21 protein-coding genes are annotated in these 21,433 nt (G+C 46.4%); 9 read left to right on the plus strand and 12 right to left on the minus strand.

All coding sequences use genetic code 11. The features are described from left to right. The 5 genes from GY843_RS01440 to ald all read right to left on the minus strand — a co-directional run. Positions 1 to 244 (minus strand): PepSY domain-containing protein (locus tag GY843_RS01440; RefSeq protein ID WP_297305942.1); only part of this gene is annotated, 244 nt, incomplete at its 3' end. A 185-nt stretch (positions 245 to 429) separates the two neighbouring features. Beyond that, positions 430 to 633 (minus strand): DUF2892 domain-containing protein, encoded by a 204-nt coding sequence (locus GY843_RS01445; protein ID WP_297305943.1) that lies wholly within the window; start codon positions 631 to 633, stop codon positions 430 to 432. A 67-nt stretch (positions 634 to 700) separates the two neighbouring features. Further along, positions 701 to 1,351: a Crp/Fnr family transcriptional regulator gene (locus tag GY843_RS01450; RefSeq protein WP_297305944.1), complete on the minus strand. Its 651-nt coding sequence runs from the start codon at positions 1,349 to 1,351 to the stop codon at positions 701 to 703. After that, complete coding sequence (locus GY843_RS01455) at positions 1,352 to 1,600, minus strand: hypothetical protein (protein ID WP_297305945.1); 249 nt, start codon at positions 1,598 to 1,600, stop codon at positions 1,352 to 1,354. Between the two features lie 106 nt (positions 1,601 to 1,706). Next, positions 1,707 to 2,816, minus strand: a complete 1,110-nt coding sequence (gene ald, locus GY843_RS01460; protein WP_297305946.1) for an alanine dehydrogenase — start codon at positions 2,814 to 2,816, stop codon at positions 1,707 to 1,709. 221 nt (positions 2,817 to 3,037) lie between these two features. Here ald and ilvD point away from each other — a divergent pair, with 221 nt between their 5' ends. After that, positions 3,038 to 4,888: a dihydroxy-acid dehydratase gene (ilvD, locus tag GY843_RS01465; RefSeq protein ID WP_297305947.1), complete on the plus strand. Its 1,851-nt coding sequence runs from the start codon at positions 3,038 to 3,040 to the stop codon at positions 4,886 to 4,888. Between the two features lie 84 nt (positions 4,889 to 4,972). Here the strand turns inward: ilvD and GY843_RS01470 are convergent, their stop codons facing one another. From GY843_RS01470 to nfsA, 3 genes are all read right to left on the minus strand, one after another. Beyond that, positions 4,973 to 5,716, minus strand: coding sequence for a sulfite exporter TauE/SafE family protein (locus tag GY843_RS01470; protein WP_297305948.1), 744 nt, complete (start codon positions 5,714 to 5,716; stop codon positions 4,973 to 4,975). 2 nt (positions 5,717 to 5,718) lie between these two features. Continuing rightward, on the minus strand, positions 5,719 to 6,954 hold the full coding sequence (locus GY843_RS01475) for an EAL and HDOD domain-containing protein (protein WP_297305949.1): 1,236 nt from the start codon (positions 6,952 to 6,954) through the stop codon (positions 5,719 to 5,721). Positions 6,955 to 7,021: 67 nt separating this feature from the next. After that, on the minus strand, positions 7,022 to 7,759 hold the full coding sequence (gene nfsA / locus GY843_RS01480) for an oxygen-insensitive NADPH nitroreductase (RefSeq protein ID WP_297305950.1): 738 nt from the start codon (positions 7,757 to 7,759) through the stop codon (positions 7,022 to 7,024). 183 nt (positions 7,760 to 7,942) lie between these two features. Between nfsA and GY843_RS01485 the strand changes: the two genes are divergently transcribed. The 7 genes from GY843_RS01485 (at position 7,943) to GY843_RS01515 (ending at position 13,158) form a co-directional block, all read left to right on the plus strand. Further along, positions 7,943 to 8,614 (plus strand): DUF2064 domain-containing protein, encoded by a 672-nt coding sequence (locus GY843_RS01485; protein ID WP_297305951.1) that lies wholly within the window; start codon positions 7,943 to 7,945, stop codon positions 8,612 to 8,614. Continuing rightward, positions 8,607 to 9,653, plus strand: coding sequence for a methyltransferase domain-containing protein (locus GY843_RS01490; RefSeq protein ID WP_297305952.1), 1,047 nt, complete (start codon positions 8,607 to 8,609; stop codon positions 9,651 to 9,653). Before GY843_RS01485 ends, GY843_RS01490 begins: the two co-directional genes overlap by 8 nt. Before the next feature lie 16 nt (positions 9,654 to 9,669). Then, positions 9,670 to 10,578 (plus strand): radical SAM protein, encoded by a 909-nt coding sequence (locus GY843_RS01495; protein ID WP_297305953.1) that lies wholly within the window; start codon positions 9,670 to 9,672, stop codon positions 10,576 to 10,578. 39 nt (positions 10,579 to 10,617) lie between these two features. Next, complete coding sequence (mtnP, locus tag GY843_RS01500) at positions 10,618 to 11,466, plus strand: S-methyl-5'-thioadenosine phosphorylase (RefSeq protein ID WP_297305954.1); 849 nt, start codon at positions 10,618 to 10,620, stop codon at positions 11,464 to 11,466. Beyond that, complete coding sequence (locus GY843_RS01505) at positions 11,459 to 12,166, plus strand: hypothetical protein (RefSeq protein ID WP_297305955.1); 708 nt, start codon at positions 11,459 to 11,461, stop codon at positions 12,164 to 12,166. Before mtnP ends, GY843_RS01505 begins: the two co-directional genes overlap by 8 nt. 91 nt (positions 12,167 to 12,257) lie before the next feature. Then, positions 12,258 to 12,536 (plus strand): hypothetical protein, encoded by a 279-nt coding sequence (locus GY843_RS01510; RefSeq protein WP_297305956.1) that lies wholly within the window; start codon positions 12,258 to 12,260, stop codon positions 12,534 to 12,536. 55 nt (positions 12,537 to 12,591) lie between these two features. Beyond that, the gene (locus GY843_RS01515) at positions 12,592 to 13,158 is read left to right on the plus strand and encodes a hypothetical protein (protein WP_297305957.1); all 567 of its coding nucleotides are present in this window, start codon (positions 12,592 to 12,594) and stop codon (positions 13,156 to 13,158) included. A 121-nt stretch (positions 13,159 to 13,279) separates the two neighbouring features. Here the strand turns inward: GY843_RS01515 and lpdA are convergent, their stop codons facing one another. From lpdA to GY843_RS01535, 4 genes are all read right to left on the minus strand, one after another. Continuing rightward, positions 13,280 to 15,412 carry a dihydrolipoyl dehydrogenase gene (gene lpdA / locus GY843_RS01520; protein ID WP_297305958.1) on the minus strand — a complete coding sequence of 711 codons (2,133 nt, stop codon included), beginning with the start codon at positions 15,410 to 15,412 and terminating at the stop codon, positions 13,280 to 13,282. A 149-nt stretch (positions 15,413 to 15,561) separates the two neighbouring features. Next, on the minus strand, positions 15,562 to 17,757 hold the full coding sequence (locus tag GY843_RS01525; RefSeq protein WP_297305959.1) for a methyl-accepting chemotaxis protein: 2,196 nt from the start codon (positions 17,755 to 17,757) through the stop codon (positions 15,562 to 15,564). Between the two features lie 97 nt (positions 17,758 to 17,854). Continuing rightward, the gene (locus GY843_RS01530; protein WP_297305960.1) at positions 17,855 to 18,856 is read right to left on the minus strand and encodes an NAD-dependent epimerase; all 1,002 of its coding nucleotides are present in this window, start codon (positions 18,854 to 18,856) and stop codon (positions 17,855 to 17,857) included. A 36-nt stretch (positions 18,857 to 18,892) separates the two neighbouring features. Next, complete coding sequence (locus GY843_RS01535) at positions 18,893 to 20,230, minus strand: UDP-glucose/GDP-mannose dehydrogenase family protein (RefSeq protein WP_297305961.1); 1,338 nt, start codon at positions 20,228 to 20,230, stop codon at positions 18,893 to 18,895. Between the two features lie 310 nt (positions 20,231 to 20,540). On the opposite strand from GY843_RS01535, the gene GY843_RS01540 reads away from it, so the two are divergent. Continuing rightward, on the plus strand, positions 20,541 to 21,422 hold the full coding sequence (locus GY843_RS01540) for a polysaccharide pyruvyl transferase family protein (RefSeq protein ID WP_297305962.1): 882 nt from the start codon (positions 20,541 to 20,543) through the stop codon (positions 21,420 to 21,422). The last annotated feature ends 11 nt before the right edge of the window (positions 21,423 to 21,433 follow it).

Genomic DNA, 21,433 nt, shown 5'->3' on the forward strand with positions numbered 1-21,433 from the left:
AGAGATTGAGTACTTTGCCGTTGTGAATGTCGATCAATATCTCTTTTACCCGACCATTCTTAACCAGACGGATTTTGTAGACTGAGCGTCCATCTTGCTCGGCTGTTTCAGTTTTGAGGACTTCACCACCAAAGCTTTCCAATGCCGTTTCCGTTGCCTGTTTAAGAGTAATTTGGCTCTCGCTAGGTTCAGCGTAGGCGTTGACTAGTGGTGCCTGTAGAAACAGTGCGCAAAGTAAAACCACTAGTCGCTTCCGAGGACGGTTGGAAAATAGGCTTACAAAATTGATTAATGCGTTCATTACAGCAGTATATAGAGTCAATATTTTCTCAAAAATATAGCTGCTTGAAACTGTATCAGGGGTGAACAAGGAAGGGAATCAGGTGGGATAAAGTTTTGTTCTACCCCACCATGAAGGGTGTGTATCTATCAGGCTTCGGCCTCACCGCATTTTTTACAAGTGCTTACACCCAATACTTTGTACAGTGGGCACCAGCCAAACAGGGCAACAGCAATCACTGGAACGCCTATCCAGCCCCAAACAGTTTGCGGGCCAACAAATACCAATGCAATCAGTACCAGACCAACTAGAATTCGAATCATTTTATCTACGGAGCCAATATTCTTTTCCATGAGAGTATCCTCTTAGTAACTTTTAATATGAGTTCAGTTTATGGAAAAGAGTTGAGGAGTTCTGTGATTAAGTCACAGAGCAAAGCTGATCCAGGTCACAGATATGGATACAGCCGCGTTCAAGGCGGATGAGTTGCTGTTGTTCCAAGCGTTTGAGGTGGCGTGAGATAACCTCGCGAGCGCTGCCAAGTTCGTCGGCAATTTGCTGATGAGAGCGTTCGATCTTCATACTGGAATCAGTATGGGATACCAGATATTCGATAAGTCGGTTTTCAATGCTTTCAAAGGCAACACTTTGTACCAGCTCAATCATCTCTGCTAAAGGGTAAGAGTACGAGGAGAAGATAAACTGACGAAGACTCCCTGAACTGCTCAGGGCTTCTTCAAACGCTGAGAGCGGCAGAAGGTAGGCTTGTATATCTGTTTCTGCGATGCCTTCAGCTGGGTAGTGTTGTTTTCCTAAAAGGCAGGAGGTAGTGATAACACAGGTACCTCTGTTCTCTATACGATAGAGCACAATTTCACGGCCCGATTCCCCTCGACCAACGACTTTCACCGAGCCCGATGTGACCATGATGAAATTGTTGCAGCTATCCCCCTGACGAAACAGAACACTGCCAGCAGGCGCAGTGATCTGCTGGGCCTGTTTTAGAATCTCGGCACCCGCCTCGTCAATATTTTGTAGCTCGGGGTATTTTTGTAAGAGTTGTGAGGCCATCTAGTCCTTTTTTTTCTCTTTCTCTTTAAGTTGGCGTACGGATAGGATGACAAAACGAACGTTGTAGGACATGCCTATCACTAGTGCGATAGCTGCCGTGATAATAAAAATATTACCGAGAGCGGGGATTTTGAAGAACCAGCCTACCCAGAGGCAGATCACACTGACAATAGCGACAGGGATACCGGTTTTAATAAAGATCTGCATCCACTTATCGGAACGGATCTCTTTTTTATCAAGTGTGGACATATTTAACCCGAATATTTCATATGTAGGGGGGTAAGTTGAAATCAGTCCCCCTGAAAAGAGCACAGATTAAAATGAGCTCCCTGGCTTCGCAAGAGGTGAAGCAAATTCAGAGCTGGTCAATTGGTAGGGCGTCACGATTGAAAGCTGTTGCGACACCCGGACAGTATATTTTGCCATTATGGATATTTAAGCCGTTTGCGAAGTTGCTGTCTTGCCTCAGGACCTCTTTCCAGTCGTGATTAGCCAAACGCAAAATATAAGGTAAGGTCGCGTTGGTCAGCGCCAGGGTAGAGGTTCTGGCAACAGCGCCGGGCATATTGGCCACACAGTAATGCACTATCCCTTCTTCAATAAATGTAGGCTCCTGATGGGTAGTTGCGCGACTGGTTTCGAAACATCCTCCCTGATCAATGGCTACATCGACAATAACAGAGCCGTTCTGCATCTTTTTTAGATCTTCTCTAGAAACCAGTTTTGGTGCGGCTGCACCGGGAATTAATACGGCACCAATGACCAGGTCGGCTTCGGTAATAGCTGAAAATACGTTGTCCGAAGTGGAATACTGAGTTTTCAGTTGGCCATGAAATTGGGCATCTAGCTCGCGTAAACGATCAGGGGATTTATCGAATATGGTGGTGTCAGCACCTAAGCCTAATGCCATCTGGGCAGCGTTAGTTCCGACTACACCTCCTCCTAAAATCACAACTTTGCCCGGCTTTACTCCGGGTACCCCTCCCAGTAAAACCCCTCGACCTTGTTGAGATATTTCCAAACAGTGAGCGCCTGCCTGAACTGACATGCGTCCAGCTACTTCACTCATAGGGGCCAATAAAGGAAGCCGGTGATATTGATCGGTAATGGTTTCGTAAGCGATAGCGGTAGAGCCAGAGTTGAGTAGATCATTGGTAAGTGACTCAGCTGCAGCCAAGTGAAGGTAGGTAAACAGGAGATGGTTTTCAGTCAGCTTTTTAGTTTCATCAGGTTGGGGCTCTTTAACCTTGATAATCATTTGCCCCTGCTGCCACACCTCTTCTGCAGAGTTACAGATTGTTGCTCCAGCCGCTTGATAATCTTCGTTACTGAAACCAATTTTCAGTCCTGCATTGGTTTCGACAAACAGCTCATGTCCATGGGCCGCAAGTTCTTTTATCCCGGCAGGGGTAAGTCCTACTCGATACTCATGAACCTTGATCTCTTTAGGGATACCGATTCGCATACCGTACCTCCGAATCTACGCTGAAATTCGTTTGTGGATAACCTTTAGTGTAGACAATAGGGCGGTGATTAAATTTCAGGCATATGTAATTGCGAACAAATCATCACGCTTCTGCATCTGTTTTTCGGCGGTTCTGATATACTTTTGGGTTTACTAAAGAAGCTGCTAATAAAATATCGAATGTAGCTCCTTAAGAGAATTTAACGACAAGGGTTAATCAAATGCCGCAATATCGCTCTAAAACATCGACTGCGGGTCGTAATATGGCTGGTGCCCGTGCGCTTTGGCGTGCAACGGGTATGAAGGATGAAGATTTCCACAAGCCAATCATCGCTGTTGCTAACTCCTTTACTCAGTTTGTTCCAGGTCACGTACACCTGAAAGATATGGGACAGCTGGTCGCTCGTGAAATTGAAAAAGCGGGTGGTGTGGCAAAAGAATTTAACACTATTGCGGTCGATGACGGTATCGCAATGGGTCATGATGGCATGCTTTACTCCCTGCCATCTCGTGACATTATCGCAGACTCTGTTGAATACATGGTTAACGCACATTGTGCTGATGCCATCGTGTGCATCTCTAACTGTGACAAAATCACACCGGGAATGCTGATGGCGTCTATGCGCCTGAATATCCCCGTTATCTTTGTGACCGGTGGTCCGATGGAAGCGGGTAAAACCAAGCTTGCAGACCAACAAGAGCATAAGCTGGATCTGGTTGATGCAATGGTGCTTGCTGCGGATCCAAATGCATCTGATGAAGAAGTAGATGCAGTTGAGCGTTCTGCGTGTCCTACTTGTGGTTCTTGTTCTGGTATGTTCACAGCGAACTCTATGAACTGCTTGGCAGAAGCCCTGGGGCTTGCACTTCCTGGTAACGGTACAGTAGTCGCAACTCACTCTGATCGTGAAAACTTGTTCCTGGAAGCGGGTCGTACGATTGTAGATTTGGCGAAGCGTTACTACGAGCAGGATGATGAATCTGTTCTGCCACGTTCTGTAGGTTTTAAAGCGTTTGAAAACTGCATCACGCTTGATATCGCTATGGGCGGATCAACGAATACTATCCTGCACTTGTTGGCGATTGCACAGGAAGCAGAGATCGATTTCACAATGGATGATATTGATCGCCTATCCCGTGTAGTACCGCAGCTATGTAAAGTTGCTCCGAACACACCTGATTACCACATTGAAGATGTTCACCGTGCTGGTGGCATTATGGGTATTTTGGGCGAGCTTGATCGTGCCGGTAAACTGCATACTGATGTGCCAACGGTTCACGCCCCGACCATGAAGGATGCGTTGGATCAGTGGGATATCATGCGTAACCCTACTCCAGAGGTAATGGAGTTTTATCGCGCGGGTCCTGCGGGTATCCCAACTCAGACAGCATTTAGCCAATCTACACGCTGGCCAACGCTGGATGGCGACCGTGAAAACGGCTGTATCCGTTCACTAGAAAATGCATTCTCTTTGGAAGGCGGTCTTGCTGTATTGAAAGGTAACATTGCGCTGGACGGCTGTGTGGTTAAATCTGCCGGTGTAGATGAGTCTATCCTTGTCTTCGAAGGCCCTGCGCACATCACTGAATCTCAAGATGAAGCGGTTCAGAATATCCTTGATGACAAAGTAGTAGCGGGCGAAGTTGTTATCGTACGTTATGAAGGTCCTAAAGGTGGTCCGGGCATGCAGGAGATGCTGTACCCAACGTCTTACATCAAGTCTAAAGGTCTGGGTAAAGCCTGTGCCTTGCTGACAGATGGTCGTTTCTCTGGTGGTACTTCTGGTCTATCTATCGGTCACGTTTCTCCAGAAGCGGCAGCGGGTGGTGCAATCGGTCTGGTTCGCAACGGCGATATTATCCGTATCGATATCCCTAACCGTACAATCGATGTGCTGCTTTCCGATGAAGAGCTGGCAGAACGTCGTGCAGAGCAGGATAAGCTTGGCTGGAAACCAGTTGAAGCTCGTCCGCGTAAGGTATCTGCCGCGCTTAAAGCATTTGGCATGTTGGCAACATCAGCTGACAAAGGTGCGGTTCGTGATCTGTCTAAGCTGGAAAAATTGTTCTAAATACATGTAGATGTTTTAGATATAAAAAAGGCAGCTTCGGCTGCCTTTTTTATGTTTTTTGAATTGTTAGAACTTTTTCAATCGTCAGAATAAGGATTGTGAGGCTTGCCACAGTAGTCGAACTGCTAGCAAAGTTATCACTGTTTTAAAGATAAGTTTAAAGTGCCCAGCCGGTATTTTGTTCAGCATCTTCAGTCCTAACCAAGTGCCGGCCATTCCTCCCAAAATAATAAGCAGCACTAATGGCAGCCACTGCCAGAATGCAAAGCCAACTAGAGAAAAGACGAGCATTTTCAGTAGATGCTGAAAGCTCATACAAGCTGCAAAAGTCGCTGTTGTGCTGTGTTTATCGTAGCTTTGGCGATGGACAAAACCCGCCACTAATGGCCCTGTTGCACCAACAAACATAGATATGAAAGTGGTTCCGGCACCCGCTGCCACCTGCCCCTTTTCACTCATCTGGTGTTTCTTCGGTTTTGGTCCCCAAACCAGGTAGAGGATAAATAAAGCGACGCAGAGTTGTATTAGGAAGAGCGGGAGTTGAATCACTACAAAAGAGGCAATAAATGCTCCGATCAGAGCGCCTGCGGTGAAGCTTTTTACCATACACCAGTCGATATGCTGGCGAGTCATAAAGGCGCGGTTTCCATTCGAACCAAGTTGAACCAAGCCGTGAACAGGTATCAGTGCGGCGGGTGGTAGAACAGAAGCAAGAATGGCGAGTAGCAATACGCCACCCCCAATGCCCATCGCTGCTGTTATAAAAGAGGTGCCTGCTGCTGATAATATCAGCAGCAGAGTTAGTTCAATATTCTCTAGAATCGGCAAGGTTACTTATTGTCACTCAGTGACTGCATAACCTGTTGGGCCCAACTAAGGCTGTGGCGATAGGCCATCTCATAATAGTTTTCATCCAACAGTAATCCGATATGATCAAAATTACCCTCTTCGTACTGGCATACCTGCTCCAGAATCTGGCCCAATTGACCTTCATGATTTAATAGAGCTGCTTTGACATCTGCTTGCAGCGGAACCTGTTCCAGCAGGTCGGGCATTTCCATGTCCAGTAGTACGTCGAGTTTTGAGAATAGGCCAGTGATGAAATTATTGATCGGTTGATCGCGACCCAGCATTTCTGCCAGAACTTCACACATACGGCCACGGACCAGCATGCAACGAGTCAGCTCTTCGGGTTTATCCTGAGTATCTGTAACAAGGAATAGGCTGACCCATTTACGAATCTGATCGAAGCCTAGCAGGCTGATGGCATGGGATAGCGATTCTATCTCGCGCTGAAAATTAAATGCAGCAGAGTTCACTACCCGCAAAATACGGTATGTCAGAAGCGGATCGTTGATCACCAGCTGTTCTACGGATTGAGCAGTAGCTTGAGGACTCTGTAGTTCGACCATCATCTGGAGAAGAAGCACTTTGCTGCTTCCCAGCTTTTTACCTTTGACCTGTTCTGGCTTGCTCAGGAAGTAACCCTGGAACAGGGAGAATCCAAGTTCATGGCATTTACGCAGCTCTTCTTGATTCTCTACCTTATCTGCAAGCAGTTCGAGATGATACGGGCGCAGGTCTCGGACAAGATCAGGCAGATTATCCAGCCCTAGTGTTTGCACATCCAGTTTCAGAATATGAATCAGATTGAGTAGTGGTTCGAATTTTGGGTCTGGTTTGTAATCGGAAAGCGCTAGACGATAGCCTTGCTGGCCTAAAGCTCTGACTCGCTCTACAAATTCGGGGGTGATCTTAGAGTGCCCCAAAATCTCTAGAATGAAGTGCTCTTTTGGCAGCTCAGGGAAGTCTTCTGCCATCAGCGTTTTATCTGTCAGTTTTATATAGCAGGGCAGAGAGCGGACTTCGCCCTCTTCACAGATACTGGCGTAAGTGTTGAGAATAACTGAGGATGTGGCCAGATGATCATTGAGTGTTTTTGGTGCTTTATCATCATTGCCTCTATAAAGAAGCAGATAAGCAACAACATCCTGGCTTTTATTGAACACAGGTTGGCGGGCCAGTAACAGGTCCAGTGATTCACCTGTATCCATAATATCGGTCATTCTTTACTCCTAATACTTCGCTTGCTGATACCGCTTACAAGAATCGCTTACAAGATTATAGCTGCTGTTACTTCTGCAAAAAACCACGTGATTGCAGGAAAGATAACATGTGTGGACGTGCTTCTTTCTGTAGCATTCCTGAGATCTGTTCGCTCCAGCTCATATCTTTCTGACCGCCGGTACGGGTACGGTAATATTCTCGTACAGCTTTATCGTATTCAGCGATAGTTTCAGCATCCTGATCAGCATTATAACTATCCTGCTTGAGTACAACAGAAACCGGTAGTCGAGGTTTTACTTCCGGGTCCTGGTCAGGGTAACCAAGGCACATACCAAATACCGGGTAGGTCAGTTCGGGCAGTTCCAACGCATCAGAAACCAGATCAGTTTTATTGCGGATGCCGCCGATATAAACAATCCCCAGGCCCTCAGATTCAGCCGCGATAGCCACATTCTGGGCAAACAGCGCGCAATCCACAGTCGCCGTAATAAACTGCTCGGTAAAACCGGACAGCATCTCGGCATCATGCATATCACAGGCAAGTTTATGTCGGTTCATATCTGCACAGAACACCAGAAATACCGGCGCTTCTTTAACGTAAGCCTGATTACCAGCCCACTCTGCTAAAGAGGAACGTTTCTCTGCGTCGTTTACCTGAACAATGGAGCACGCTTGAATGAAGCTGGAAGTCGCTGCTGCTTGCCCTGCTTCTACAAACAGGTTGACCTGTTCTTGGGTAACAGGCTGATCGGTGAATTTACGGATTGAGCGATGGGATTTCAGTAGATCAATAACGTTGTTCATAGCTGCCGGAAACTGATTGGAGTAATTAGAGATCTGTTTGTATCACAGCTGACATAGTTGCAGAAGCCCTGAGCGAAAAGTCTTTCTGTAAAAGTGTCATAGGAAAACTCTATTATCTTCAGGAACTCACAGGTTATTCTTGGGTCTATCTGCCATCAATCTTTTAACAAACATGTGAGTCCTTTGTCTGCCACACTACTGATTTTCTGCAAACAGCCCAAACTTCATCACGGGAAGCAACGTCTTGCTGCAACAATGGGTGCTGAGACAGCCTTGCAGATTGCACGTGCCTTGTTAGGCTGCGCTCTTGAGGATGCGAAAAGCTGGTCTGGTAATGTTGTATTGTCCCCTTCTACTGAAAGAGATGTAAATTGGGCTCGTTCAATGTCCCCAGAGGCGCAGGTGATAGCGCAACCGGAAGGTAATCTTGGGGAGCGCATCAGGGTAGTAGATCAACAGCTACGAGAGGCGGGCCACAAGAACATTGTTATTATCGGTAGTGATGCTCCGATCCTTTCGAGCGCGTATTATGAAGCGGCTATTTCAGCGCTTGAGCGTTCTGATATTGTTTTCAGCGCAGCGAGTGATGGCGGCGTTACTATTATGGCTTCGAAGCGTGGTTGGCCCGAGATGCAAGACCTGCCATGGAGTACCGAAAAACTAAACGCAGCACTTTATCAGTGCTGTACGGGTGAAAACCTTAGCGTCAGCTACATCCAACCCAGTTATGATATTGATCATGAGCCAGATCTTAAGAAGCTTATGATTGATTTGAAAGATGATCCAAGACCAGCGCGACAGGTTCTGTTGCAGCTGATCGAATCGATTTTTGAGAAGGAAAACAGTTATGCATGAACAGGTGCAGGAGTATTACGGCAAGGTACTGGAAGGATCGGATGATCTTCAGACAAATGCCTGCTGTACTGATGCGGATATGCCAGGGTATTTGAAGAAAGCGTTAGCGAATATTCATGATGAAGTGTTGATGCGTTATTACGGCTGTGGTCTTGTTAGTCCCCAGCAGCTGCAAGGTTGCCGCATCCTGGACCTGGGTAGTGGCTCTGGTCGTGACTGTTATGTTCTTTCGCAGTTTGTTGGTGAAGAAGGTTCGGTCGTTGGTGTGGATATGACCGATGAACAGCTGGAAGTCGCAAATCGCCATCTGGGTTTCCACGCTGAAAAATTTGGTTACGGTAATGTAGAGTTTCGCAAAGGATACATCGAGAAGCTGGATGAGCTTGAGCTGGAAGAGAACAGTTTTGATATCATCATTTCTAACTGCGTAATCAACCTGTCTCCAGATAAAGAAGCGGTATTGCGTGAAGCTTATAGCCTGTTGAAGCCGGGTGGTGAGATGTACTTCTCCGACGTCTATTCTGATCGTCGTATTCCTCAGACACTAGTAGACGATCCGGTATTGTATGGCGAATGCCTCAGTGGTGCATTGTACTGGAATGACTTCCATAATCTTGCCCGCAAAGTGGGCTTCAGCGACCCTCGCCTGGTTGAAGATCGCCCGATCACAATTGATAACCCTTGTATCGAAACCAAAGTAGGCCATATCGGCTTCTACTCTGCTACTTATCGTTTGTTCAAAATCGAAGGTCTGGAGTTGTTCTGTGAGGACTATGGTCAGGCCGTGATTTACAAGGGAAGTGTTGAACATAATCCACAGGACTTTCTGCTGGATAAACACCATCTGATCCCAACCGGAAAGGTGTTCCCAGTATGTGGCAATACCTATCGCATGTTGAACGAGAGTCGCTTTAGTGAGCACTTTGAGTTTATCGGTAACTGGGATAAACACTTCGGAATTTTTGATGGTTGCGGTACTTCGTTGCCGTTCGATAAAGACCCTGCTAAAAAATCCGATAGTAGCGGCGGCTGTTGTTAAGCACAGGATTTAGCTAATGCAACGAATCCATACGGAAAACTGGTTTAAAACCCCGGAAGGTGAAGATCGCGGTTACATCGACCCGTTCACACTACGTGAGTTGTGGTTCCACACCGGAACCGCCTGTAATCTTCAATGTCCTTTCTGTCTTGAGGGATCAGGACCAGGAGATAAACGCCTAGAGCTGGTTAAGTTTGATGATGTTAAGCCCTATATCGATGAAGCAATTGGCCTAGGTGTTGAGCAGTTTTCCTTTACCGGCGGGGAGCCTTTTCTGGCGAAGCAACTGGTTAAGATTCTTGCTTATGCCGCTGAAAGAAAACCCTGTCTGGTGCTGACCAATGGAACGGAAGCCATCCAACAACGGATGGACGAGGTTGCTTCTTTAACTGATGCTCAATACCCGGTCAGTTTCCGGGTTAGCATCGACAAGCCAACGGCTGAAGAGCATGATGCTGGTCGAGGTGAGGGCAACTTTGTTAAAGCGATGCAGGGACTTAAAAAACTGCATGATGCGGGTTTCCATGTGTCTGTAGCTCGACATATGGACAAAGATGAAGACAAGGTAGAGATTGAAACTGCCTACCAGTCATTGTTTGCTGAGTATGGTTTGCCTGTTGACCTGAACATCGTGGCTTTTCCTGACTTTGCTACACCCGGCAGTTTGCCTCTAGTTCCTCAGGTAACAACCACCTGTATGACTACCTACCAGACGGAAGAGAGCCGTAAGGATTTTATGTGTGCTTTCAGCAAAATGGTGGTTAAGAAAAACGGGCAGATGCGAGTTTATGCCTGCACATTGGTGGACGATGATGAAGAGTATGATCTGGGGGCTAATCTCAGAGAAAGCTTATCGGAACGTATTAGTATGAAACATCACCGTTGTTATAGCTGTTTTGCTTACGGTGCATCATGCAGTGAATAAAAGTTTGTAATAGCAGGCATAGAAGGTTAAGGAGAAACGATGTTAGGAATTATTGGTGGTACGGGCATCTATCAGTTGGAAGGGTTGGATGTTACCGGTGAGCATGATCTCGACACGCCCTTTGGCAAACCTTCAGCTCCGATCATTCAGGGCAGAATGGGGGAGCGGGATCTGTTCTTCCTACCCCGGCATGGCCGTTGCCATGAGTTGCTGCCTTCTGAAGTTAACTACCGTGCCAATATCTGGGCTTTGAAAAAGTTAGGTGTTACACAGGTGATAGGGCTATCTGCTGTGGGTAGCCTGCAGGAAGAGATTGCTCCGGGAGATCTTTCTCTTCCCGATCAGTATTTTGATTTTGTAAAAGGCAACCGCGAGAAAACCTTCTTTGGTAATGGCCTAGCGGCGCATGTATCTACTGCGGAACCTACTTGTAAGGGTTTGGCAGATGATCTTGAAAAAGCAGGCCAGAGTGTAGGCATCTCACTGCATAGGAATAAAACCTACGGTTGTGTTGATGGCCCTCGCCTTGGGACACGTGCAGAAAGCTTCTTTCTACGAGGGGCTGCTGGATGTGATCTGGTAGGCATGACTAACGTACCGGAAGTGTTTCTCGCTCGTGAAGCACAGATTTGTTACTGCACTATAGCGATAGCGACAGATTATGATTGCTGGTTAGACGATCCAGCACAACACGTCAGTGTGGAGCAGGTTATCGCTCGCTATGGGGCGAGCCTGGAAAAAGCAAAACAGGTTTTAACTGCCTACATTAATAGCCCGGCAACTGAGTATGATTGTGGTTGTAGAACGAGTCTTTCTTCTGCTGTATTAACCCCACGTGATGTCCTTAACTCTGAACAGCAAGCACTGTTGGATCTACTGAGTGCCTGAACTGCTCCTCTCTGTGATTATCCCGGTGGGCCCTGATGAAAAGGAGGTCCCGCCGGGGCTGATCGATGACCTGCATTTCCTACCGAAGGCTTCCGAGTTGATCTTTGTTGGCTGTGACCCGCAGCAACAGGTGTTACAGGAAAACCTTTCTGAGCAATTTCCACTTTATCGATCCAGATGGCTGTATGCCGAGCCGGGTCGAGCACAACAGATGAATGCCGGGGCTAAAGTGGCCGAGGGGAAATTCCTCTGGTTTCTGCATCTGGATAGCCGCTTTCAACCGCAGCTACTGGATAGGCTGATTTCAAATCTGCAGGATAAGCCAGATCGCTTGCACTACTGCTTGTTGGAGTTTCTCCCAGATGGCCCTGTTGATATGGGCTTAAATGCTTTAGGCGCAAATCTGCGCTCGTTGCTTGTAGGTGTGCCGTTTGGTGATCAGGGCTTTGCTATCAGCAAAGAACAGTTCGAAAGAATTGGTGGCTATCCGGAACGGGTCGCTTATGGTGAGGACCATCTTTTCGTATGGTATGCGCGTCAGCAGGGAATAGGTTTACTCTGTTGTTTTGAATCTCTTCAAACCAGCGCGCGTAAATATAAAAAACGTGGTTGGTGGTCTTTAACCCTGCTTTATCAACAGCTGTGGATAAAACAGGCGTGGCCTGAATTTATAGAGCTACTGCGGAAGCGATATTTCTGATTTATTAAGAAGTCAGCTTTGTGCCAGAAGCGGACATAACATTAGCTCGGTGTTATCTTCCTTAGTTCCCAAACATGAAAGGATTCATGTAATGAGTAAGTTTAAGTTTGTGATTTTTCTCGCTGTAGGCTTTCCTTGGTTTTTTGCAGCGCCAAAGATACTGTCATTTATCGATCCACTAGTTACAAATGGGTTTATAAATTTTTTCCTGAAGTTCTGTGTGACAGCACCTGCCTTTATCATGATTCTCTCAGCTCTTTTCTCCCTGATGGCATCTGGTATTTACCTTTTGGTCAGGCCTGATCCTGAATTGAAGAAGTTAAGTTCGGGAATGTTCTCTTTCTTTATTTGGAAAGAATTGAAAAAATAATAAGTCCGCTTTGTATCGGTAGCTGATCTGTAAAGGACAAGTAGGAGTTTCATAAGTGCAGGGAAAAGACTTTAGTGACTTCCTTATCAATAGAGAATGGAAAGCTCTTGAGTATGAGTCCGCCTCAATCGGGCTGGCCATTTATCTAATTCTTTATGTGGCCCTGTATGAGCCGCTCTTTAAAGGTGTTAATGAATATGGCTATGCTGTAGATGCTGATGATTATTCAGTTGCGTATTTTTTATGTGTGACATCTATACAAATTGTCGCCATGTCGCTCATAGGGTTCAGAAAGCTGAACGGCTTGCGTATCACTTCGAGCTGTTGGGAAAAGCTCATTCTTCATCTTAATAAGGAACAAAAACTTAGATCTCTCACCTCAGGAAAAGAGGTCTACAGAAGGAAAAACATGATCGAGTTCAAGTTTATTTCCTCTATCCTTTTGGTAGGTGTTCCTATTGTGTTGTATCTATCCTACGAGATTATATTTCAGGCCCATACTATAGAGCCGATAAGCCTAGAACTCTTATATCTAACAGTAACATTTTGCGCGATTCCGTCTTTAGTGATGCTGTTATCAAAAGTTGTCTTGTGCAAACTAAGGTCAGGCGATTGCCCCTAGAAAAGATTGTTTAGTGGGAGAATTGATACCAATCCTCCCTGCACAGGTAACATGTCCGCTTAGTGTCGAAAGCAGAAGCCATAATTTGTCGCGTAGCTAAATTTCTAATAACGGAGAGTTTCTACAAACCGCGCTGCCAGCGGTGAAATTTCTCTACCCATTTCAGTAATCCCTGTGGTGCATTAGCACGCTTCCATTCTCCGGCGGCGTACTTATTCGCTTCGCTCAGGGTCGGATAGATATGAATAGTGCCTAGGATTTTATTCAGGCCTAAGCCATGTTTCATGGCAGATACGTACTCGGTTATCAGTTCGCCTGAATGAGGCCCCACGATAGTTGCGCCAAGAATTTTGTCGCTATCAGGGACGGTAAGAACTTTCACAAAGCCATGATTATCACTATCGGCAATTGCTCTATCCAGCTCTTCCAGATCGAATCGGGTTACCTCATAAGGGATATTCTGCTCTTTTGCTTCAAGCTCATTAAAGCCAACACGAGCCACTTCTGGATCGGTAAACGTAGCTGCTGGGATAACAGAGTAATCCACTTTAAATTTTTTGAAACGGCCAAATAGGGCATTAACCGCTGCATACCATGCCTGATGTGCTGCTGCATGGGTGAACTGATAGGGACCAGCTACATCACCACAGGCGTAGATGTTGGGGAATCTGGTTTGTAGGTACTCATTAACTTCCAGAGTGCCGTCTTCTTTGGCGCTGATGCCGAGTTCCTCTAAACCAAAACCTTCGATGTTGGCTTTGCGACCCGTGGCTATCAGAAGCTGATCAAAGGCGATCTCTGTTACTTCACCTTGATGTTCACAAACCAAAACCTTCTCTTCGCCTTTTTGTGCAAATTCCAACATCTTATGCTGTGTCAGGAGTTTTACTCCTTCATCCGCAAAATGTTCGCTTACCAGCGTTGCTACTTCGGGGTCTTCTTTTGGTAGAAGGCGCTCGCCACGAAGAACCATAGTGACCTGAGATCCTAACCGGGCAAAACTTTGACTCAGTTCACAGCCAATAGGTCCGCCACCTAATACCAGCAGACGTTTTGGTAACTCACGAATCTGCCACAGGTTATCGGATGTCAGGGGCTGCATAGCCTCGATGTTTTTGATAGCTGGTATCTTCGGTCGGGCTCCGGTTGCGATAACAATATTCCGGGTACTGATCTGTTCCCCGTTAACCTCAACTGTATATGGGGAGAGAATTTTTGCTCTGCCTTGGATGCAATCCACACCTAAACCAGTGTAACGTTCGATAGAGTCATGGGGCTCAACCTGTTTTACCACGCTGGACACCCGTTCCATAATCTCGGCAAAATCGAACTGTATTTCGCTCTTTTGGATTCCGTACTTTTGGCTGTTCCTGCTTTCTGCAATAAAGCGTGCAGAGCGGATAAGCGCTTTGGAGGGTACGCATCCGGTATTAAGACAGTCACCTCCCATTTTGTCCCTTTCGATCAAGCTGACTTTGGCCTTTACTGCTGCGGAAATATAGGAGGTTACAAGGCCAGCGGAACCAGCGCCGATCACTAAAAGGTTGGTATCAAACTTCTCTGGCTTGGGATAATCCGTATAAACTTTCTTTGCTTTAATAAGCTCGATTACTTTCTTGGCGATTAATGGGAAAACGCCAAGCAGGGTGAATGAGAGCAGAATACCCGGAGAGAGAATGCCGGACAGGCTTTCCAGCTGGCCCAGTTGGGTGCCTGCATTAACGTAAACCACAGTACCGGCAAACATGCCAACCTGGCTTACCCAGTAGAAGGTCCAGATCTTTATCGGAGTCAGGCCCATGCCCAGATTGATTACAAAGAACGGAAAGATAGGAACAAGGCGCAAAGTAAACAGGTAAAAGGCGCCTTCTCTTTCTATGCCCTGGTTGATCGATTTTAGTTGGTTTCCAAAGCGGTTCTGTATTGTGTCACGCAAGAGAAAGCGGGAGAACAGAAACGCCAGTGTCGCGCCTATGGTACTGGCAAAGGATATGATCAAAAGCCCTGTGCCCAGACCAAAAAGAGCACCGCCAATCAGTGTCATAATGGTTGCGCCCGGAAGCGAAAGACCTGTTACCAGAACGTAAATGGCAAAGAAAACTAGCAGAGTCTGGAATGGGTTTTCTGCGTAGTAATGCTCAAACTCAGCTTGATTACTTTTAATAAACTCGAGACTGAAATACTGGCTGAGATCAAAGATAAAAAAAGACGCGACAGCAATGCAGATAATGAGTAGTAGAGGAAGTTTTTTCATCGGGGCCGCTGTAAGTTCCAGATCGATAAAGCTAATAATAGTGCTCTCTTAGTCTGGATATAAAGCGGAAAAGTTCAATAGTTCTAAAAAGGGGCATGTGGATAACATACCCCTTCTGTAATTCTCTCTTTATTATCCTAGAGCTGAATTCAGATCTTGAAGAAGGAGAGTGAACGTTTAACTTCACCCGCCTGCTGGGCAAGATCGGATGCTGTGGCAGATAGCTCCTCCACTAGTGCAGCGTTCTGCTGGGTAGAGTTATCGAGATCCGTGACGGTGGTATTTACTTCCAGAACACCTGCGGTCTGTTCTTTTGTGGCTGTAGATACACCTTCAACCATCGCTTTCACGTTGCTCATACTTTCGATCAGTTCACTGAGAACTTCACCAGAGTGTTGCACCCGTTCAACACCAACATTAACGCGCTGTACACTATCACCGATTAGGTTCTTAATGTCCCCGGCAGCTGAGGCTGAGCGTTGCGCTAGATTACGTACTTCACTGGCAACAACTGCAAAGCTCTTACCTGTTTCACCGGCGCGAGCGGCTTCTACGGCGGCGTTAAGCGCCAGTAGGTTGGTCTGGAAGGCTATTTCGTCGATCACTACGATGATCTTATTGATCTTCTCGCTGGCTTCTTGAATCGAATCCATTGCTTCAACCACTTTAGCTACTGATTGCTCTCCTTCTTGAGCGGTAACCGCAGCTTCATTGATTACACGAGCAACATGATTAGCGTTTTCAGCTGTTTTCTGAACTGTTGCTGTGATCTCTTCCATACTGGAAGCTGTTTGATCCAGGCTGCTAGCCTGACTTTCGGTGCGTGCTTGCAGGGATTGGTTGGCACTCGCTAGTTCGCTGGAGCTGGTAGCCACGTTTTCGGAAGAGCGGTTGAGTTCTGTGACCACCTCAGTCAGCTTTTCGACCATGTTATTGGCATCGCTGGTCATTTGGCCGAATACACCCTGATAATCAGAGTCCAGACGATGGGTCAGGTCCCCTTGAGACATGCTGCTCAGCATTCTCACCATATTATTCAGGGCGGTATCTGTTACCTGCATCAGGTCATTTAGCTCTGAAGCTAGTCGGGCGAAGAAACCACTTTTATCAGATAGGTCTATACGGTTGGAAAGATCACCATGTGCTGCAGCTGATACCAGCGTCTGGATCTGATCCTCAATGTTCCGTTCCTGAGTGACATCTTCCCACTCAACGACAAAGCCTATTCGGGTGCTTCCATCCATTACCGGTGTGATCATCAAATTCATGATGCGGCCACCCACATTGATCTGGGTGTCGAAAGGTTTGGTCAGGTTGCCCAGCATACCGCGTTGTTTAGATGGGGTCTGGTGGAACTGATCAATGTTACTGCCAATAAGTTGGGCTGCATTGAAGTTTGGCAGTTCGCTACGGATAGCATCCTGCGCTGTATCCATCATCTCTAGCAACGCATCGTTATGGTAGATAATATTCAGGTCATTATCTGCAACCATCACATTTGCGTGGCACACATCCAGGGCTTTCTTGATACGCCCGTTTTCTGCAGCAATTGCTGCCTCTTCAGCCGCTTTCGCCTGCAGTTTTGCAATCAGTTCATTCAATGCGGTGTATGTCTGGCCAATCTCATCCTGTGAGCGGATCCCCTCGACGGGTTGGATATCAGAACCATCCCTTGTGGCCAGATCTTTTACCGTATCCCGTAGGTTATTGAGTGGCTTAACCAACCCTGTTTTTGTGAAACGTGTGACAAAGGTAATAAAGAAACAAAAGATGGCGAAGACAACAATGATGATGATTTCCATACGTAGTGAACTGTCGAGCTCACTTTTCAACGCAGCGTTTGATTCAGCTACGACACGTTCTACGATCTTTGCGACTTTCTCGTTAATGCTGCTGGCAGCATCATCGAAATTCCCCATAAACTGGTTTCCGCCTGCAGGGCCTTCATCCACATAGGCCCGCGCCATAATGCCACCAATTTGGTAGTAACTTTCAAAGATAGGAAGCAGGGCCTGGTACTCTTGGCTGTGTTCGGGGTCCAGTTGGCTCATGGTTTTAATATGCTGGTGGAATTTAGCAGCATGTTCTGCAGCTACATCAAAACCATCATTAAGGCCATCCCTACCGCGTGTCGCGCTTATATCAGTTAGCCATTGCTGAACCTGAACCACTGACATCTCAAGTTCTTTGGCTTCGATCAGTAAGGGTAGCTCTTTATCCTTTAATTGATGGGATTTTTCTGAAACTTCGAACGCCTGGTAATAGAGAACCGCAGCCTGAATGGTTAGTAGGCCGACAAAAATCAAAAGGAATTTATTTACGCGCTTAGCAATACTTTGGTTCATGTTTATTTACCAGCTGGGCGTGTTTGGGAGTGTATTTAAAATGTAATTTGATGCTGACCCTAGGTCAAATCATCTTTGCTTTGAGCTAGGGGCAGTGTTAGTAGCGATAGAACTCTTTGAACCAATCAACGAACTGGTCCATACCATCCTGAATACTAGTAGAAGGTTTAAAGCCTACTGCCTGCTGTAGATCACTTACGTCAGCATAAGTCGCAGGGACATCACCAGGTTGCATCGGCAGGTACTCTTTGATCGCTTCTTTGCCCGCTGCGTTTTCTATCGCCTGGATAAAGCTCATCAGTTCAATCGGTTCATTATTGCCGATGTTGTAGATGCGATACGGGGCTTTACTGCTGGCCGGTGAATCCATAAGACGACTGTCATCTCTTGAAGGTACAACATCTTGAATGCGTATTACGCCTTCAACAATGTCCTCAACAAAGGTGAAATCCCGTTTCATTTTGCCGTGGTTAAAGACCTTGATGGGTTTGTCATCCAGTATCGACTTGGTGAATAGGTATGGCGCCATGTCCGGACGGCCCCAAGGACCATAAACGGTGAAGAACCTAAGACCCGTGGTGGGGATGTTGTAGAGATGAGAATAGGAATGTGCCATCAACTCATTAGATTTTTTCGTTGCTGCATACAGTGATACAGGGTGATCAACGGCATCTGAAGTGGCAAACGGCATTTTGGTATTCATGCCGTAGACCGAAGATGATGAAGCATAAACCAAATGCTCCACCTGATTCTGACGGCAGCCTTCCAAAATTGTCATCATACCTACAAGGTTGGAATCGACGTAAGCGAACGGGTTTTCTAGCGAATAGCGAACCCCAGCCTGAGCGGCCAAATGGATGACGCGATTAAAGCTTTCATCCTTGAAAAGCTTCGCCATACCTTCACGATCAGCCAAATCCATCTCAGCAAAGCGAAAGCTTTCCAATGCTTGTAGCTGTTTAAGACGAGCGTGTTTAAGGTTGACGTCGTAATAGTCGTTCAGATTATCTAATCCAATAACCTCATGGCCGGCATCGCACAAGCGTTGGCAAACGTAATAACCGATAAAACCAGCGGCGCCGGTCACAAGAAACTTCATATACTATTCCCGCTCCCAAATGGATTGTTGTTTGGCTTACGCCTGGATGCTACGACCACGACCAATGCCAAAATATTCCAAGCCTTCACGTTCAACCATATTTGGTTCGTACATGTTGCGGCCATCAATGATAACGGGGTTGGCCAAGCTATCTTTGATCACGGCAAAGTCAGGTGCACGAAAGGCTTTCCACTCGGTGCAGATAACCAAAATATCAGCGCCTTGCAGAGCGGCTTCTTTCGTTCCTACCAATTCCAGATCTGCACGGTTGCCGTAGATACGCTGAGTTTCTTCCATTGCCTCTGGGTCATAAGCGCGTACCTTTGCTCCTTTAGCCCATAAACTTTCCATGAGTACGCGGCTGGATGCCTCACGCATATCGTCAGTATTAGGTTTAAATGACAGACCCCACAGGGCGATGGTTTTACCTGCGAGTCCTCCACTAAAGTAATTATTAACTCGATTGAACAGGACTTCTTTCTGTTTGTAGTTAACCGCTTCTACAGATTTTAGCAGCTGGGCTTCGTATTCGATGCCGTCAGCGGTACGTACCAGAGCCTGAACATCTTTAGGGAAACAGGAACCCCCGTAACCACAACCTGGATAGATAAAGTGATAGCCAATACGCTCGTCGGAACCTATGCCTTTACGCACGTTCTCAATGTCAGCTCCTAAACGTTCCGCAAGGTTAGACATCTCGTTCATGAAGCTGATTTTTGTCGCCAGCATGCAGTTTGCGGCGTATTTGGTCAGCTCTGCACTACGTATATCCATAAAGATCATACGATCATGGTTGCGGTTGAAAGGAGCATAGAGTTCACGCATCTGCTGCTGGACGTGGTCGCTGTCTGTGCCGATGATGATTCGGTCAGGGCGCATACAGTCGTCTACGGCTGCTCCCTCTTTTAGGAACTCTGGATTTGAAACAATATGGTAGTTTAGATCGACCTTTCTGCTTTCAAGAACTGACGCGACCTTAGCTGATACCTTATCTCCGGTACCTACAGGCACAGTAGACTTATCGATGATGATTTTATCGCTTTGCATATGGCTGGCGATAGTTTCTGCCACTGCCAGTACGTATTGAAGGTCGGCAGAGCCATCTTCATCCGGCGGGGTACCTACAGCAATAAATTGTATCTCGCCGTGGTCAACACCTTCTTTGGCATCGGTTGTGAAAGTCAATCGATTTTGTTGATAGTTCGTTTCAACCAAAGGCGTTAGCCCCGGTTCGTAGATAGGAATAATACCTTTTTTCAGGTTGTCGACTTTCTCCTGGTCGACATCGACACATACTACATCGTGACCTACATCAGCGAGCACCGCTGCCTGAACCAAGCCAACGTAACCAATACCAAATACGGTAACTTTCATGCTAATTCCTTTGTTTGGGGCACAGTGACAAATAGTGAGGTGTAATCAGGATGCCCGTTTATTCTGCCCGTCATTATAAACGCTAAATTCGAAATTGGATCAGCTTAACTTGGGATTGTTACGGGAAATATGATCCGCGTTGTATTTATCCTGGGTGGCTAAATTCGCTATCAGCGACTAATAGTTGCTGAGCCATGGGTAGCCCTCAGAGCATTAAAGCGTGTATTGTCTCATGCTGAGGGCTTATTCGTAGGTTCCCTAAAGAAAAATGACGGAGATTTCTGTCGAGAATTACTTAATTGGTCAACATATGAAACAGATATTTGCATTGGAATATACAGGGGAACTTTTTTCTCGCTCGTTTAATCTGGGAGACGATATACAGACTTTAGCGGTAAGTAGGTTATTGCCGACGGTTGATGGATACGTATCTCGTGAGGCACTGGATGAGGTAGAGGAAGAATGTATCGTTCCGATGAATGGATTCTTTATGAATTCTAATCATTGGCCACCGTCAGAGTCTGTGCGGCCAGTGTTTTATGCATTTCACATGACGCCTCAGTCGGAAAAGATTGTTTGTTCTCCAGAGGGAATCGAATATCTGAAGCGTTGGCAGCCAATTGGTTGTAGGGATTTAGGAACCCAGAAAGCACTATCGAAGCATGGGATAGAAACCTATTACAGCCGCTGCATTACGTTAACTTTACCCCGTCGTGAAAAAGAACCTGAAAATGGCAAAGTGTTCATTTCAGGTGTAAACGATGCGATGCGACACGTGATACCTGAGTCGTTGCGAAAAGAGGCTATTCGTGTTGATCAGGCGAAGGTGCGACTTCCAATAACAGATACCGCTATCAAGTTAACTTTGGCGGATGAGTTGTTGAAGCAGTATAGAGAGCAGGCGAGGTTGGTGATTACCTCAAAGATTCACTGTGCGATGCCCTGTATTGCAATGGGGATTCCAGTGGTATTTCTCTATGACGCGAATAAGCAGAATGATTATCGAGTCAAAATTATTGATGACCTGATTGGTATCAACTACGTGCATAAGAAAGGTGTGTTGGCCAAGTTGAAAAATCAGTCGCTTTCAAAGGAGATAGATTGGCAGCCTGCGGCTCTGGATATCGAGTCTCTGAAAGAAGAAATCAAACAGGGATTTAAGAAGGCCTTCGACCGTATAAGTATTGATTGATTTTTCTGTCA

Source organism: Neptuniibacter sp., from assembly GCF_024231755.1.
Classification (GTDB): domain Bacteria; phylum Pseudomonadota; class Gammaproteobacteria; order Pseudomonadales; family Balneatricaceae; genus Neptuniibacter.